13 protein-coding genes and 1 pseudogene are annotated in these 16,197 nt (G+C 39.4%); 12 read left to right on the top strand and 2 right to left on the bottom strand.

Annotated features, from left to right (window positions below; translation table 11 throughout):
* Window positions 1-28: 28 nt before the first annotated feature.
* Window positions 29-1,003 (bottom strand): alpha/beta fold hydrolase, encoded by a 975-nt coding sequence (locus ACOWPH_RS27405; protein ID WP_015213273.1) that lies wholly within the window; start codon window positions 1,001-1,003, stop codon window positions 29-31.
* Window positions 1,004-1,369: 366 nt separating this feature from the next.
* On the opposite strand from ACOWPH_RS27405, the gene infC reads away from it, so the two are divergent.
* The 3 genes from infC (at window position 1,370) to ACOWPH_RS27390 (ending at window position 6,764) form a co-directional block, all read left to right on the top strand.
* Window positions 1,370-1,903 carry a translation initiation factor IF-3 gene (infC, locus tag ACOWPH_RS27400; RefSeq protein ID WP_015213272.1) on the top strand — a complete coding sequence of 178 codons (534 nt, stop codon included), beginning with the start codon at window positions 1,370-1,372 and terminating at the stop codon, window positions 1,901-1,903.
* Window positions 1,904-2,148: 245 nt separating this feature from the next.
* Window positions 2,149-5,157, top strand: a complete 3,009-nt coding sequence (locus tag ACOWPH_RS27395) for a hypothetical protein (protein ID WP_015213271.1) — start codon at window positions 2,149-2,151, stop codon at window positions 5,155-5,157.
* Window positions 5,158-5,192: 35 nt separating this feature from the next.
* Window positions 5,193-6,764, top strand: coding sequence for a cation:proton antiporter (locus ACOWPH_RS27390; protein WP_015213270.1), 1,572 nt, complete (start codon window positions 5,193-5,195; stop codon window positions 6,762-6,764).
* Between the two features lie 269 nt (window positions 6,765-7,033).
* Here ACOWPH_RS27390 and ACOWPH_RS27385 read toward each other — a convergent pair whose 3' ends face one another.
* Window positions 7,034-7,423 (bottom strand): hypothetical protein, encoded by a 390-nt coding sequence (locus tag ACOWPH_RS27385; RefSeq protein WP_015213269.1) that lies wholly within the window; start codon window positions 7,421-7,423, stop codon window positions 7,034-7,036.
* Between the two features lie 439 nt (window positions 7,424-7,862).
* On the opposite strand from ACOWPH_RS27385, the gene ACOWPH_RS27380 reads away from it, so the two are divergent.
* From ACOWPH_RS27380 to ACOWPH_RS27340, 9 genes and pseudogenes are all read left to right on the top strand, one after another.
* Window positions 7,863-8,291, top strand: coding sequence for a hypothetical protein (locus ACOWPH_RS27380; RefSeq protein WP_015213268.1), 429 nt, complete (start codon window positions 7,863-7,865; stop codon window positions 8,289-8,291).
* Between the two features lie 504 nt (window positions 8,292-8,795).
* Window positions 8,796-9,816 (top strand): annotated as a pseudogene (locus tag ACOWPH_RS27375) (chlorophyll a/b binding light-harvesting protein).
* A 2-nt stretch (window positions 9,817-9,818) separates the two neighbouring features.
* Window positions 9,819-11,240 carry a chlorophyll a/b binding light-harvesting protein gene (locus ACOWPH_RS27370; RefSeq protein ID WP_015213266.1) on the top strand — a complete coding sequence of 474 codons (1,422 nt, stop codon included), beginning with the start codon at window positions 9,819-9,821 and terminating at the stop codon, window positions 11,238-11,240.
* A 27-nt stretch (window positions 11,241-11,267) separates the two neighbouring features.
* On the top strand, window positions 11,268-11,780 hold the full coding sequence (gene fldA, locus ACOWPH_RS27365) for a flavodoxin FldA (RefSeq protein ID WP_015213265.1): 513 nt from the start codon (window positions 11,268-11,270) through the stop codon (window positions 11,778-11,780).
* A gap of 111 nt (window positions 11,781-11,891) precedes the next feature.
* Window positions 11,892-12,644, top strand: coding sequence for an alpha/beta fold hydrolase (locus ACOWPH_RS27360; RefSeq protein ID WP_015213264.1), 753 nt, complete (start codon window positions 11,892-11,894; stop codon window positions 12,642-12,644).
* A 304-nt stretch (window positions 12,645-12,948) separates the two neighbouring features.
* Complete coding sequence (locus tag ACOWPH_RS27355) at window positions 12,949-13,983, top strand: chlorophyll a/b binding light-harvesting protein (protein WP_015213263.1); 1,035 nt, start codon at window positions 12,949-12,951, stop codon at window positions 13,981-13,983.
* A gap of 215 nt (window positions 13,984-14,198) precedes the next feature.
* Window positions 14,199-15,164 carry a chlorophyll a/b light-harvesting protein pcb gene (locus ACOWPH_RS27350; protein WP_042465699.1) on the top strand — a complete coding sequence of 322 codons (966 nt, stop codon included), beginning with the start codon at window positions 14,199-14,201 and terminating at the stop codon, window positions 15,162-15,164.
* A gap of 101 nt (window positions 15,165-15,265) precedes the next feature.
* Window positions 15,266-15,562 carry a hypothetical protein gene (locus ACOWPH_RS27345; protein ID WP_015213261.1) on the top strand — a complete coding sequence of 99 codons (297 nt, stop codon included), beginning with the start codon at window positions 15,266-15,268 and terminating at the stop codon, window positions 15,560-15,562.
* A gap of 207 nt (window positions 15,563-15,769) precedes the next feature.
* Entirely contained in the window at window positions 15,770-16,006 is a 237-nt protein-coding gene (locus tag ACOWPH_RS27340) for a DUF7219 family protein (RefSeq protein WP_015213260.1), read from the top strand.
* Window positions 16,007-16,197 lie beyond the last annotated feature (191 nt).

Here is a 16,197-nt window from a genome sequence, read left to right as displayed (position 1 = left end):
AGCTGAGGTTTTTGCCAACACTCCAAACTCAGCACTCAATCCAGCTTCGCCCAATCCAATCCAAAATTAATTGGTTCACTTGTTCTGGAGATTCATCTTGTGGACAGTGACCTACATTTTCTAGATGTAACAGTTCTAATTTCTCGTTATAGCGAGCAAATTCACCAGCCAGTACCGGGGGAACAAATAGATCTTTTTTTCCCCAAATCAATAACATCGGAATTGTCAAGTTTGGTAATATTTTCTTGACACTAGTACTGAAATTCACACCAATTGAAGCTTTGAAGAGGGCGATAAAAGCACGGGTAGAACCCCTGTCTTGAGGAGGCCCCGCCAAAATATCTATAAGTTCGTCCGTAATAGCTTCTGGATTAGCATAAGCAAGACCAGCCCAGCGCCGCAGCACACTTGGCCGCCGTATCAAGTTAAAAAGAGGTTTGAGGAATAGAGGAGAAGCAATAATACTTTTAATTCCTCTCACAACTGGGTGTAAAAAAACGGGAAGGAGTTCTAATTCCAAAGTTGGATCTGGCAAACTCATCATCACTACACCCTTTACCATATCAGGATGGGCTGCCGCTGCAAATAAGGCAATTAGCGAACCGATCGAATTGCCTATTAATATTACTGGTTGGCGGATAAATGATTTCCAAAAATCATAAACCTGTTCTACCCAAAGTTCGACGCTGTAATTAACAGGGGCTTTTTCTGAAGCGCCAAAACCCAGCATATCTAAAGCGTAAACGGTATGATATGCTCCCAAAACTTCTAAATTATGTCGCCAATGACCAATGGAAGCTCCAAAGCCGTGTAACAAAATTAGAGGTGTGATTTGATGGTTTTGACTAAGAATATGGTTTGTTGCAGATAAGCCTTCTTTCTCTTTAACTGCCTGACCGAAACTAGATTGAGCGCGTATGTAAGTATAGCGGATTTGCCAACCTCGCCAAACCCAATCCCTTTGATTACCAACTCGTTGCTGCCAAGATGCTGTAGTCGTCACATATACCTCCAAGTTATTTTTATGTGTTACATTAGTTAGAACTACTTGTATATTTAATTTACCTGTGACAAATATGTGTTAATCGCTTCAAATGTCAAGACATTGACGAATGATTGTAATAATAGTTAATATTAGCCAAAATTGTGTAATTTAGATTAACTATTGTAGGGAATTTATATCAAAGTGAGTAGAATAACAAATACAACAGAATATGCAACTATTGTATGGATTAGCTACCATAAATATAGAGACTCATTTTTTCAGTTTTGAGTCATTCCCGAACCTTACCTATTTGGGCATACTAAATAAAACTAAGTAAATCAAGACCAATCCAAATCCTTAACTAAAGAGCTCCCAAAAATCATAATGCCTGTGATTGAGAAAAAAAGAACTCGCGATCTGCCCCAAATTAACGAACGGATTCGCTTCCCGAAAATTCGGGTCATTGACACCGATGGAGCCCAACTGGGTATTATGCCACCGCAGGAAGCGCTGCAACTAGCAGAAGACAAAGAGCTAGATTTGGTGCTACTCAGTGACAAAGCTGATCCGCCTGTATGTCGAATCATGGACTATGGGAAATATAAATTTGAGCAGGAAAAAAAGGCGCGAGAAGCCCGGAAGAAGCAGCACACGGCTGACGTGAAGGAAGTGAAGATGCGCTACAAGATAGAAGAACACGACTATCTGGTGCGCGTCAAGCAAGCAGAACGCTTTCTCAAAGATGGTGATAAAGTCAAAGCCACTGTGATGTTCCGGGGTCGAGAAATTCAACACAGTGACTTAGCGGAGACTTTACTTAAGCGTATGGCAACTGACCTGGATGCCTTGGGTGAAGTACAGCAAGCGCCAAAAAAAGAAGGGCGAAATATGATGATGCTGATCTCACCCAAGAAATAAGCTCAAGATTGGATAGAGGGAATGGGGGTTCTAATAGATACCAAGATGGGGGAAGATAGGGTAAGTTGAACCAGTCCCCAATCCCCCAGTCCCCAATTCCCGCCCTGTAAATTTATATAGAAACGATAGTCCTGGCAGCTGAGTGGGAAAGATAATACTCAGATGTTCAGGACTTTTGCTATTCAGTAACTGTTATCCTGATTACTTGGCTCTTGCGCTGTGATTACCCCAGAAATTAAAACTGCATGGAAGTTAAAAATCATTGGTTGACTACCAATAAAGGCGCTCTGGCAAGATTGCTGAAGTGGGTAAATCTCCGACCTGAGGAAGTTGAACGCACTTGGATGATGTTTGCCTTCTACACCATTGTATCTGTAGGATTGCGATGGGCTGAAGATAGCACTGTGGCAATGTTTTTAGATAAATATGGTGCGGGAAAACTCCCATGGATTTATATCGCTAGTGCAGTCACAGGGGCTGGCCTGGTGGTTTTATATTCTTGGTTACAAAAGGTTTTCCCATTGCGGGCGGTGATTGTGGCGATCGCACCGGGCATGGTCGTGCCTTTATTCTTACTAGTCATCCTGTATTGGGGCATACATATTCCTTACTTGGCAGTAATTATTATCTTTTTGCTCAGGTTATGGGTAGATGCCTGTTACGTAGTCAATGACCTCAACACCTCTATTGTTGCTAATCAACTATTCAACATTCGGGAAATTAAGCGGACTTACCCATTAGTTAGTAGTGGCATACTAGTGGCCGATGTGATTAGTGGCTTTAGTTTACCTTGGTTACTCAAATTCGCCGATCTCAATACAGTGATTCTCATCGCTTGTATTGTCATTCTCTTAGGCTCAGGAATTTTATTTTATTTAACTTATAAATATCCCACCTCTTTCCCCTATACCCCACAACGGCATATCACCGAAGAACAAGCCTCTCGACACCGCCGCCTAGAAACTCCTCTGAAACGCTATGTTTGGCAGTTATTTGCCTTTTTTGCACTGTTGCAAGTCATTGGCTTGTTAATAGATTTTCAGTATCTGCGCGAACTCAATTCTAGTTTAAGTCAACAAGAACTTGCTGGCTTCTTGGGTGTGTTTGGTGGCATTGTGGGACTATGTGAATTAGTCACCCAATGGTTTATTTCTAGCCGATTGATTGAAAAAGTGGGTGTGTTTTTCACAGCTGCACTCTTACCAATTACCGTTGGCTTTTTATTACCAGGGATCATCTCTCTGCTGAATTTATTTCCGGCTATTGAACAGCCTGGATTTTTCTGGGGTTTAATTAGTCTCAAATTCTGTGATGAACTGCTGCGTTATACCTTTGTAATTAGTAGCGGACCAGCACTTTACCAACCGATTCCTGAGCGGATTCGGAGCCGAATGCAGGCCTTATCAAGTGGCACAGCTGAAGCGATCGCATCTGGTGCCACAGGATTAGTAATTTTTGGAACCATCTTTATCTCGCAAAAATATATCCCTGAACCACTACAAAAGTGGGTATTAATCGGCGAAACAGTGATTGTCGCTGCCACCTGTTTAAAAGTAGTCTGGGAATTGCGATCGCGCTATGTTGACGTATTAGTCTTAAGCGCAGAACGAGGCGGACTAAGTGCCTCAACCGTGGGCTTGCGAGCTTTCAAACAAGGAATAGTCAAAGCTTTAGTCGAAACAGGTAGTACAGCCGATAAAACTTCTTGTTTGGAACTTTTAACCCAAATTGATCTGCCAGGATCAGGAGAAGTTCTAGCACCCTTACTAATTAAGTTACCCCCAGATTTACAAGCCCAAAGTCTAGAAATCATGCTTCTTGCAGGTGCAAATCCTCTTTATGTCCCTGATGTCCGTTTCTTGTTAGACCAACCCCAAGCAACAGTTGATCCTGAAGTGTTCGCTCTAGCAATGCGTTACGTTTGGCTAGCTGGAGTCAATCCCGATTTAACCCTATTAGAAGATTACCTGCAACCAAAACACCACCCACTTATCCGCGCCACAGCCGCAGCTTTGCTATTGCGTCAAGGAAACCCTATGCAAAAGCTGGCAGCTACCAAAACTATGCGCCTGATGTTGACCCATAAAGAAGAAAGAGAGCGGGTGAATGGAGTTCGAGCGCTCAGAGAAGCCATCTATTTACAGGCTCTGCGAATTCATATTCCCAATTTATTGCAGGATGATTCATTACGGGTACGCTGTGCAGTATTAGAAATGATTACTGCTACTCGTTTAGAAGAGTACTATCCCACACTCTTAGCAGCACTTTACTACAAATCAACTCGGACTACTGCCATGCAGTGCTTAGTGAGCATGGAAAATGAAGCTATCCCGATGTTGTTGAAACTAGCTACCAATATTTACAAACCGGAAGTAGTGCGAATGTACGCTTGGCGTACCATTGCTCAAATCGGCACCCTCGAAGCAATAGAAACTTTATGGTTACATTTGGAAACATCCTGGGGTACTAATAGGGATTATATCCTCCGCAGCTTACTGAAAATTCACCAACAACCAGGAAAAATCAGTGCCATAGATCAGTTCTATGAAAGTCGCGTCGAAGCTTTAGTTGAGCAAGAAATACGATTGCTTGGGGATATCTATGCCGCTTATCTAGACTTCCAAACACTAGACTCTCTAGAAAATTATCAAGGAAATGAACGGCTATTGACTATCGGTAAGTTGTTGCAACGCGCACTTTTAGAATTAGAATTAGATGTCAAAGATAGATTATTGCTGTTATTAAAGCTGCTTTACCCCGCAGAAAAGATGCAAGCCGCAGCTTTCAACCTCCAATCTCAGTCATTGGTCAATTTAGCACGGGGTTTAGAAATCTTAGATCACACTATCAATTTGCCTTGTAAGTCATTGTTGTTGAACATTTTAGATCGACGACCAGAAGCAGAAAAGCTGAAGTATCTTGTTGATGCGGGATTTTGGCAATATGAAAATATTTCAGTCTCTGAACGTCTTTGTAAGCTGTTAACCAATGCTCATTTGCTCTCTGACTGGTGTTTAGCTTGCTGTTTTCATTTTTCCCAAGCGGCTTATATCCGACTCACAACTACGGTAATTTTGGCAAATTTGCGCCATCCTACAGGCTTTGTCAGAGAAGCGGTAATTTCATACTTGAGCGTAGTTTCCCGACGTGTTCTTCAAGAAATTCTCCCCCACTTGCAAACAGATCCGCACCCACTTGTGATGACTCAAGTGAAAGAGTTGATAGCAAAATATCAAGATGGAGTTCAGGAGTAGGCAGGAGTCAGTGCAGAACTTTACCATATTTTTTTATGATGATTGAATCAGAAATCGGTGAGCAGATTATTGCAACCAATCTCAAGCAATTTCTTTTGGTACTTTCAGTTTCATTAAGTGTGGCGACTTTACCGCAGATATTTAGTTGGTTTCGCCAAATACCTTATACATTACTATTGGTAATTGTTGGGTTGGGTTTAGCGATCGCTGATGTCCGTCTTGTCACCCTTTCCCCCGGCTTGATTTTGTTCATTTTCTTACCACCACTTTTATTTGAAGCCGCTTGGAATTTGCACTGGAAGGAACTAAAGGAAGATTTTTTCCCAATTTGTTTATATGCAGTCTTCGGAGTAGTAATTTCTATTCTTGGTGTAGCTATCGGCCTCAATCAACTCGCCGGACTTTCCCTCACCACAGCTTTGCTAATCGGTGCTAGTTTATCAGCTACTGATCCAGTATCTGTAACTGCATTATTTCGAGAACTAGGTGTAGGTAAGCGTCTTGTCACCCTTATGGAAGGGGAAAGCCTATTTAATGATGGCATGGCTGTAGTCGCTTTTGGTTTTTTGGTAGCCCTGCCACTAGGAAAAGTCCAATTGGGATTGCAACCGATTTTAATCGAGTTGCTTACAGTCGTCGGTATTGGTGTCGCAGTTGGTAGTTTAATTGGCTTTGGTATCTCCTACCTTACCCAACGCTTCGATTTACCAATGGTGGAACAGTCGTTAACATTAGTTTCCGCTTATGGAACTTACTTAATTATTGAAGATTTAGGTGGTTCTGGGGTAATTGGAGTTGTTACCACAGGTTTAATTTTAGGTAACTTTGGTTCTCGTATCGGCATGAATCCCCGGACTCGGATTATTGTTTCCGAATTTTGGGAATTTTTGGCTTTCTTTGTCAACTCAATTGTCTTTTTATTGATTGGTGATCAAATTCGCTTTGCTAGTTTGGGAGAAAACTTAGGCATCATTTTTGTCACCGTCATAGCCATGATTGTCATGCGAGCATTAGCGATTTATATTCTGAGCTTTGTTAGCACTAATATTACTAAATCAGAAATTTCCTTACCTGAGCAAACAATCCTTTGGTGGGGTGGTTTACGTGGTTCTGTTTCCATTGCCCTGGCTTTGAGTGTACCGACAATCCTGCCAGAACGAGATAAAATTATCGCTACTGTATTTGGCGTAGTTTTGTTTACTTTACTAGTACAGGGATTAACCATCAAACCTTTATTAGAAAAGTTGAATTTATTGGGTGATGCTGGCTTACGTGAGCAATATTTAGAGTTATCCGCTCGGAATGTAGCCTTAGAGCGAGTTTTGCAACACCTCCAAGCAGATCAACGTCTGGGAATTGACCATGAATTTTACCGTTATCAAGAAGCACTAATCAAAGGCGAAATTCATGATTTACAAAGGCAAATAGATCAGTTACAAAATGAATATCCTCATCTCAAGGAATTCTCTACTGAACAATTTCGGGGAGAATTACTGGCGATAGAGGCAGATACTTATGCAGAATTTGTACGATCTGGACGGTTAAACAAAGAACTTGCACCTATGCTACAAAACCTTTTACAGTCCGGGAACCAGAAGGAAGTCTAAACCCATAAACAATATTATTTGTAAACTTGGTATAATTTGGACAGGAAAATAATAACCAATCGGACTTACGCATTAACAGAACACAGCAAATAAAAAGTATGGTTTCAGTCTCTTGTAGGGTGAGTCAGACTCGATAATTATTTGGCACAATTAACAGATTTTCTACATCTGACTCACCTTGCTAATATGCTGTCTCAAAATTCTACAATCGCCAATTCTTGTTGATTTATATCATGTCTAATTTGTATAGCACGTAAATACTAACTAAATTAGCCAAAGAATTTATTGGTAGGAAACTTACCTTTTTTAGGGCAGTATTCAGAACAATTTATTGCCTCTTCCGTAAGAACGATATCAGGCTTTACAGCACATTTAAGATAATGGTTATTGGCGAAAAACTTACAATTTTTACAAGGGACTTGATGTACAGTATTAACACTAAAAGCTATTTTGTTATCTAAATTAGAGCGAATTTTCTGTAAAATAAACAAAAAAATAGCCCAAACAAAAACAAAACTCAGGGGAGTTAAAGCTATTGCTAAATCGGATATATTTAGAGGTTGCTGTTGTGTGTATTCCTGTTTACTTTCACTGCGTGTTAACTGATGTAAGATTCTTCTATCCGCAACTTTTTGTTGTAATATTGGTTCAACATACATATTACTTACCTTCTCTATAATATGTTTTTCTCAGTAATTTGTGAAAATTAAACTATTTGCTAGATTTCAATTATAGGTTTAACAAAACAAAAGTTCAGCCATCTCTGTCGATAGTTTTGCTTGCCATGATTTGAATGTATATCTAAAGGAATAAATTTAATCAATAAATGCCGGATTAATGAACTTCAGAGATCCAGAGTGTTAAAATTGCTCTAAAGATAGATGAATAATTTCAAAACTTGTTTATTAAGAAGTGGATAAATATAGCCTTTCCCACTCTAGTTAGATACAAAATTACCCCTCCCCAAGCCTCCCCTTGGTAAGGGGAGGATGCGCGACAGCGCGGGTGGGGTGTATTTCATGAAATGGGGAATTGCTATAACATTAATTTTTATCAATTAAATGTGTTAATTGCAAGACTATCAGAGGTCTGGGAAATATGAATACAGTATTTTTCCACAAAATTCCTGTCAAGGCGCTGGTATTACTTTGGTTAGCTTACAATTTCTTGGGTTGGTATCTTGCTGCTCACCAAATTGCTTGGTTAGTGGGAGCTTTTGTCGCAGTACTTGCAATAGCTATAGTCAGAAAAAGTAACTCTTGGTTAGAAAGTCTATTAGTCTTTGGCTCTCAAACATTAATTGTAGTCTTATTTCTAAGCGCATCCATCGCTTTAATCGCAATTTGGTCAATCTTGTTTAGTATATTTCTTATACCTCTGGCAACTACGCTGTTGGCTGATTTAGAAATGCGTTTTTCTGGGTTTAACAAAACAGATTCATTTTGGATACTAACAGTCATTGCTGGCTTAGGTTTAGCTGTTGGTGAGATGATAGATATCTGGATTTTTCCGAGCATTAAATACTAATTTAACTGTGCTTAATCTGACTTTTTACGAAGAGGTTGTTTTAAAAATCTTTTTATTAATATCAAAACCTCTCTCCCTATGACAAGCCACTCCGCATTGAGATATGAACAATTTGTATGGCAACACTTGTGTCTTGCTATACAAGTAGCACTTGTTATTTCGCCTATATTGTAATATTTATTTTATCCAATTAAGTAGTGAGGATGATAATCTTGGGTTTCATCCCACCAAGCTTATCACTAATAAATAGCAAATTTAATTTCAGTAATCTAGATAGCAAAATAAATTTATTCTCTAGCAATATAAATATAATCCTTGTTAATAAAGGCTTTCAGCTATTTCTAGCCTATGCTTTACAAAAATTCATCATTATTAGATGATAAATTATCTCAATAATCCTGGTAGTATATCCTCAGAACTTATTGAATATAACTCTCAATAAGTAAAATAAGCCTCGCAACTATTTATAACAATTCACTCACAGGAAATTACACCATGACAAGCATGGCTGTGCAAAACCCGGAGTCCATACCTTGGTGGTCAGGGAACGCCCGTTTAACAAACCTTTCAGGACGACTTTTAGGCGCTCATGTTGCCCATGCAGGATTAATCGTGTTCTGGACTGGTGCAACAACCTTATTTGAACTTGCTCATTTCCAGCCCTCACAACCAATGTATGAGCAAGGCTTAATTCTCTTACCCCACCTAGCAACCTTGGGTTGGGGTGTAGGTAATGGTGGTCAAATTGTAGATACCTATCCCTACTTCGTCATTGGAGCATTGCACCTAATTAGCTCTGCTTTTCTAGGACTGGGAGGAATATTCCATGCTTTATGGGGTCCAGCTATCCTAGAAGAAAAATTTTCCTTCTTTGGCTATCGTTGGCAAGATGCCAATCAAATGACAAATATTCTCGGTATTCATCTAGTTTTACTGGGTTTAGGGGCGGGTTTACTCGTTGCCAAAGCTATCTTCTTCGGAGGTTTGTACGACTCCAACCTTGGAGAAGTACGAGTCATTAATCACCCCACCTGGAACTTTACGGTTATCTTCAGCTACCTAATAGGCAGTCATAAATACTGGATTGCCGGAGTGAACAACCTAGAAGACTTGGTTGGTGGTCATATCTGGGTCAGTATTATCTGCATAGCGGGGGGTATCTGGCACATTACCACTGAGCCTTCTGCCTTTGTAAAACGGCTGTTTGTTTGGTCAGGAGAAGCATACCTGTCCTACAGCTTAGGAGCTTTAAGCTTAATGAGTTTTATAGCTGCCTATTTCGTCTCCGTGAACACACTAGCTTACCCTGTAGAATTTTACGGTACATCTTTGAGCATTGGCTTTGACCGTTTCCCCTATTTCCACAATGGAGATTTATTATCTTCTCGTGTGTGGTTGGCTAATAGTCATTTTTGGCTAGGCTTTTTCTTTCTCCAAGGACATCTTTGGCACGCCTTACGGGCTGCGGGTTCTCGATTTTCGCACCGGTGAAGTTTTACGTCCAACTCGTGGTGAGGTAATGTAACTATGACTACTGCAACTATTAACCCACCTGAATATGGATGGTGGGCAGGTAATGCTCGGTTTATTAACCAATCTGGTCGAATTTTAGGCGCTCATGTTGCCCATGCTGGGTTAATTGTACTTTGGGCTGGGGCAATGACCCTATTTGAAATCAGTAAATACGACCCTTCCCGACCAATATATGAACAAGGGTTAATTTTACTACCTCATTTGGCAACCTTAGGATTTGGGATTGGTGATGGTGGCAAAATTATTGATATCTATCCCTATTTTGTTATTGGTGTACTGCATTTGGTCAGTTCGGCTGTACTTGGTGCTGGGGGGATTTATCACGCTCTTTTAGGACCCAAGGTATTAGCAGAAAACAAAAATTTTCCTGGTTCCTTTGGCTACAACTGGGAAGATGAAGACAAAATGACCACCATTATTGGTATTCATCTGGTTTTGTTGGGTTTAGGAGCATTTTTACTAGTGCTAAAAGCCACAATTTGGGGAGGAATTTATGACCCTAGTGTGGCATCTGTGAGAATAATTACCTCACCCAATCTCAATCCTGTGCGGATATTTGGTTATTTGTTTGGTGGTCAAGGTATGGCTGCTGTCAATAATTTAGAAGATGTTATTGGTGGTCATGTCTGGGTAGGACTCCTCTGTATTGGTGGCGGAATTTGGCACATTTTCACTACTCCTTTTACCTGGGCAAAAAAGATATTGTTTTGGTCTGGTGAGGCTTATTTATCTTACAGTCTTGCTGCTTTGGCATACATGGGTTTATTAGCAGCATATTTTGTGACTGTTAATGATACCGTTTATCCGACTGAGTTCTATGGACCTTTGGGATTTAGCAGTACATCAGAAGTAATTTCGGTTCGTACTTGGTTAGCAACTAGCCATTTTGCCTTAGCTGTTGTCTTTTTATTGGGTCATATTTGGCACGCTTTAAGAGTGCGTGTAATTGCGGCTGGGTTAGATTTTCAGGAAGGGGTTGTCAATTATTTGGATTCTCCAGAATTAGGCAATTTACAAACTCCTGTCAATGCTTCTGATTTAACACTGAAGTTTTTAGGCAATCTTCCTATTTACCGTCCGGGGTTGCCTCCTTTTTATCGCGGTTTAGAAATTGGCATGGCTCATGGTTATTTTCTGCTTGGCCCTTTTGTAAAATTGGGTCCGTTGCGGAATACGGAGTTAGCAAATCAAGCTGGGTTAGTAGCTACTATTGGGTTGCTGTTGATTTTATCAATTTGTTTGTGGCTGTATGGTAAGGCAACTTTCCAAAAACGTAAATCTCCTCAAGGAGAACTACCGGATAATTTAACCACAACTAAGTCTTGGGGTCAGTTTAATATTGGTTGGATGGTTGGTGGTTCTGGGGGAGCTTTGTTTGCTTTCTTGCTGTTAACTAATAGCAGTTTATTTTCCTAAGTTGATTTTTATTAAAGGGGTTTGAAAATGTCAAAGAAAGTTGGTTTGTTCTACGGTACTCAAACTGGTAAAACTGAATCTGCTGCGGAAATGATTCGGGATGAGTTTGGTGATGGTGTGGTGATGCTCCAGGATATTTCCCAAGCTGATGCTACTGATTTAGAGGAGTATCAGTGTCTGATTATCGGCTGTCCTACATGGAATATTGGTGAACTCCAAAGTGATTGGGAAGGCTTTTTCCCGGAGTTGGATACTATCAATTTTTCCGGTAAATTAGTTGCCTATTTTGGTACTGGGGATCAGCTTGGTTATGGGGATAATTTTCAAGATGCTATGGGCATTTTAGAAGAAAAAATTTCCGAGCGTGGTGGTAAAACTGTGGGTTATTGGCCAAAGGATGGTTATGATTTTAATGAATCTAAGGCATTCAAAAATGGTAAGTTTGTCGGTTTGGCACTTGATGACGATAATCAATCTGATTTAACTGATCAACGTATTAAGGCTTGGGTGGCTCAGTTAAAGACAGAATTTGGTTTGTAAAAATTCTGTTTTTGCCATTATTTAGTAGTCATTTGTCAGTTATCAAGGTGTGGATAATTTGATTAACTACACCTTTCTTAGCATCCTCTATTCTATTTTGTGAGAATATCTATGTCTGATATTTTTGATGTTTTGTGGTTAAGTTCTAGCCCTGTTTTAGGAAGGTTTGATCAACCGTTACTCAAATATTTGTGTAAGTATATGAAGGTTGCCCAGTGGGAGTACCATCAAGGAAAGGATGAAGGTAGTTCTATAGATGAAGCGGTGGATTTAGTCTATGAGTTTTTGACCCCTTGTGCTAATTCTATACATTTAGCTGGCCATGGTGCTGGTGGTGCGATCGCTTTAAATTTTGCTCGTCGCTATCCTGAAAAGGTGCGATCGCTCACTTTATTAGCTGTGGCTTCTCAACCTGCCCATACCTGGCACACTCACTATTATGTTCAAAGAGAACTCTTTACAGTTAGTCGTGAACAAGTCCTAGCGAATAACGTCCGCAATCTCTTTGGCAAACAACCTGCTCACACTACTAAAAAGTTAATGGCAGCTTTAGACCAAGATTTGGATCAAACTCCATTATTACACTCTCTCTTCAAGTTGGTTGATTTGCCTAAAGGTGGAGTTTCTATGCCGATGATGGTATGTGGTAGCAAAAATGATCCCATTGCTGCTCCACCTGCATTAAAGGATTGGTTAAAATTTTTTAAACCTGAAGACCATCTCTGGGAATGCCCCCAAGGATATCATTTTTTTCATTACTTTTATCCTCAAGATGTTGGGGAGCAAATATTGAGTTTTTGGCGACTTTATCATCTACAACCAATGCTAATATCTCAACTAATTTCTCAAAATTTAACAAATTAGCAAGTATTTAATAGGGGCATATTATCACCCCTATTAATAATTTATTTTAACCTTTGACAGCGATAAAATCACCTATTATCGCTCATTTTGCGTTGCTGAATTAAACTTAATTGATAATTGTTAAGCTTTATTACAGACTCAACTAAATAGGAATTTTTATCAATAAACTATATTTGTAATCACCGAATCAGCAATTAACTTCAAGGATTTAAATGACTTTAGTCATGTTATCAACTTTTATCCGTTGAGGTTAAACAGCTTATTACTTGAGTATTTCTAGCAACAAGTCATAAATTAGTAAGCAATGCAGACATACGATAATCCCAAGGTCAAATTTGATTGGTGGGTTGGTAATGCCCGCTTCGCCAACCTCTCTGGCTTATTTATTGGCGCTCACGTAGCACAAGCAGCACTAACAACCCTTTGGGCTGGGGCATTTACATGGTTTGAAATCTCTCGCTATAACCCGAATATCCCTATGGGTGAACAGGGATTAATTTTACTGCCCCATTTAGCTACTTTAGGTTTTGGTGTGGGTGCAGGTGGTCAAGTTGTAGATACTTATCCCTACTTCGTCATTGGAGCTTTGCATTTAATCTCCTCTGCCGTTTTGGGAGCAGGTGCGCTCTTTCATACCTTTAAAGCACCACGAAATTTAAAAGAAAGCACTGGTTTTGCTCGGAAATTTCACTTTGAATGGAATGATCACAAACAACTAGGATTGATTTTGGGTCATCACCTCCTATTTTTAGGCATAGCAGCCTTATTATTGGTGGGAAAAGCGATGTTTTGGGGAGGAATATATGACTCAACAATTCATGATGTCAGAGTTGTCACAAATCCCACTCTCAATCCCTTTATTATCTATGGCTATCAAACTCATTTCGCCACTGTTAACAATTTAGAAGATTTAATTGGTGGTCATATTTATGTAGGTCTAACCCTCATTGGTGGAGGTATTTGGCACATTCTGATAGAGCCATTACCTTGGGCAAAAAAGCTGTTGATTTTTTCTGGTGAAGCTATTCTTTCCTATTCATTAGGTGGTATTGCTTTAGCTGGATTTGTTGCCGCTTATTTTTGTTCAGTCAATACTCTTGCTTACCCAGTAGAATTTTATGGTTCTATATTGGAACTAAAACTGGGTGTGAGTCCCTATTTTGCCGATACCATCAAGTTAGCAAATGGTGGATATAGTGCCAGAGCATGGTTAGCCAATGCCCATTTTTTCTTAGCATTCTTCTTTTTGCAAGGTCATTTGTGGCACGCACTCAGAGCAATTGGTGTTGATTTCAAACAGATTGAAAAATCATTAAATGCCATTAGCAGCGAGTCATAAATTATCATTAGTGCCGAGTTAATTAAGGACTTGGCACTTTCCTCAAAGATAGCCTTTTTACAGCAGGAGTCAGGAGTCAGAAGTCAGAATTAAAAATGGCTTGGTGTATAGGTTTCAATCTAGATTCTGTACCTCATTGATCTGCAATTTGCTGTATTTGGCTTAATCAATCTAAAATCCACAATACACAATCTAAAATCCCAAATTGTATGACTGTGACAACTTCTACTGATAGAACCTTTGCAGCCAATACAAAATTACCTTGGTTGATTGGTAATGCCCGTTTAACAGATTTATCAGGGCAATTATTAGGCGCTCATATTGCCCATGCTGGTTTGATTATATTTTGGGTAGGAACTACTACTATTTCCGAAGTGCTTCGCTATGTTCCTAACGTCCCAATGTATAAACAGGGGTTGATTTTATTACCTCATTTAGCAACTTTAGGTTGGGGTGTGGGTACTGGTGGTCAAATTGTAGATACTTATCCCTATTTTGTCATTGGCACTTTACACTTAATTGCCTCTGCTGTCTTGGGTGCTGGTGGATTATTTCATGTGTTTCGTAGTCCAGCAATTTTATATACTGTTGGTGGGAGAGTAGCGAGATTTCACTATGAATGGAATGATCCCAAACAATTAGGTTTAATTTTGGGACACCACTTGATTATTTTAGGTTTAGGTGCATTTTTGTTAGTGCTAAAAGCCATGTTTTTGGGTGGAATTTATGATACCCATTTACAAGATGTGCGCCTTATTTCTCACCCTACTCTGAATCCAGAAATAATTTTTAGCTACTTAGTCGGGATGAAAAATGGTAGCTGGAATATTTTAGGACTTGCCAGTGTAGACAATTTAGAGGATGTCATTGGTGGTCATATTTGGATTGGTTGCATTTTGATTATTGGTGGTATTTGGCATATTGTCGTCACACCTTTTAGTTGGGTCAGGAAAATTTTACCCATAGAAAATGGGGAAGAAATACTCTCTTATAGTTTGCTTGGTTTGGCTTTAATGTCTTGGATTTCTGCCACTTTTGTAGGTTACAACAGTACAGTTTTTCCACCAGAATTTTACGGTTCAGAACGTTTAGGTATGGCAAATACTCAATTTTTTTTGGGAATAGTAGCTTTCTTAGGTTATGTTTGGCACGCTTGGCGTTCCCGTAGTATTTCCTCATAACGTCAAGTTTGCTCAACATCAGCTAGTCACAATTTCAGCCTGTGGTTAATAGCAGTTGACTGTGGGCTATTTCTTACAATTTTTTTGGGAGTAATAAATATATGGCTATGATTTTTTGCGCCTTATGTGCTTGGATAATGACGATTTTACTGCTTTGCAGTGTTTGGTTAACGGTAAAGAAAGGAGTCAACTATTTATACAAATTACATCAAATTCCTTGTCATAATTGTGAATATTTTACTAATGATTATCGTCTTAAATGTACTGTACATCCTCAGAAAGCTTGTTGTGAACACGCCATTGGCTGTGTTGATTTTGAGCCAAAAACTGCTGCTTGCAATGCTTGTCAAAAGGGTAGAACATGGAAAATAGGAAAAGGTGATTTACAATATGATTGAAATTAACAGATGTAATATAGCAATTCCCAAGCTCATGAAATACACCCCACCCGCGCTGTCGCGCACCCTCCCCTTAGCAAGGGGAGGGTTGGGGAGGGGTAATTTTGTATCTAACTAGAGTGGGAAAGGCTATAACTAAATACAGTTATTGCCTCTGATCAGATTTTCTTAACCATCAATATTCATCTTGAATAAGTACTTAAACTTATGAATACAAGCTCTGATTTTTTATCTGAATTATCTGATTTTCTTTATCCTCGTAGTCCATATAATGGAGAATTAAAAACGGAGTATTTAAAATTTAATTTACATCTGCAAGAATTTTCTCAACGAGTAAATTATATTTGTAGTTTACAAACTGGCGGTAAAATTGCTCCAGAGGAAGCTTACAAACAAATTCAACTTCTCTGGAGACAATTAAAGTCTGTCAAAAAAACACTATAAGTTAGCTAACTGATCTGCAATCAACGAATTTTCAAGTCAGGTTATTATACTAAAAACGGTTTAAAAATGTCATTCTGAACGAAGTGAAGAATCTCCGAGATACTTCCCTGCACTACGTTACGTATGGCTAACGCTCCCGTCAGGGATACAGTATGACATAAGTTCAGATTTCACCCGTTTGCAGTATATAT

This window comes from Anabaena sp. PCC 7938, from assembly GCF_049315035.1.
Taxonomy (GTDB): domain Bacteria; phylum Cyanobacteriota; class Cyanobacteriia; order Cyanobacteriales; family Nostocaceae; genus Anabaena; species Anabaena cylindrica.
This window is presented reverse-complemented; position numbering and strand designations above follow the sequence as displayed.

Bases quoted from the DNA above. Each gene is read 5' to 3' on its own strand.
- ACOWPH_RS27390 (WP_015213270.1), top strand. From the start codon at position 5,193: ATGATGATTGAATCAGAAATCGGTGAGCAGATTATTGCAACCAATCTC.
- fldA (WP_015213265.1), top strand. From the start codon at position 11,268: ATGTCAAAGAAAGTTGGTTTGTTCTACGGTACTCAAACTGGTAAAACT.
- ACOWPH_RS27355 (WP_015213263.1), top strand. From the start codon at position 12,949: ATGCAGACATACGATAATCCCAAGGTCAAATTTGATTGGTGGGTTGGT.
- ACOWPH_RS27395 (WP_015213271.1), top strand. From the start codon at position 2,149: ATGGAAGTTAAAAATCATTGGTTGACTACCAATAAAGGCGCTCTGGCA.
- ACOWPH_RS27345 (WP_015213261.1), top strand. From the start codon at position 15,266: ATGGCTATGATTTTTTGCGCCTTATGTGCTTGGATAATGACGATTTTA.
- ACOWPH_RS27360 (WP_015213264.1), top strand. From the start codon at position 11,892: ATGTCTGATATTTTTGATGTTTTGTGGTTAAGTTCTAGCCCTGTTTTA.
- ACOWPH_RS27340 (WP_015213260.1), top strand. From the start codon at position 15,770: ATGAATACAAGCTCTGATTTTTTATCTGAATTATCTGATTTTCTTTAT.
- ACOWPH_RS27385 (WP_015213269.1), bottom strand. From the start codon at position 7,423: ATGTATGTTGAACCAATATTACAACAAAAAGTTGCGGATAGAAGAATC.
- infC (WP_015213272.1), top strand. From the start codon at position 1,370: ATGCCTGTGATTGAGAAAAAAAGAACTCGCGATCTGCCCCAAATTAAC.
- ACOWPH_RS27370 (WP_015213266.1), top strand. From the start codon at position 9,819: ATGACTACTGCAACTATTAACCCACCTGAATATGGATGGTGGGCAGGT.
- ACOWPH_RS27380 (WP_015213268.1), top strand. From the start codon at position 7,863: ATGAATACAGTATTTTTCCACAAAATTCCTGTCAAGGCGCTGGTATTA.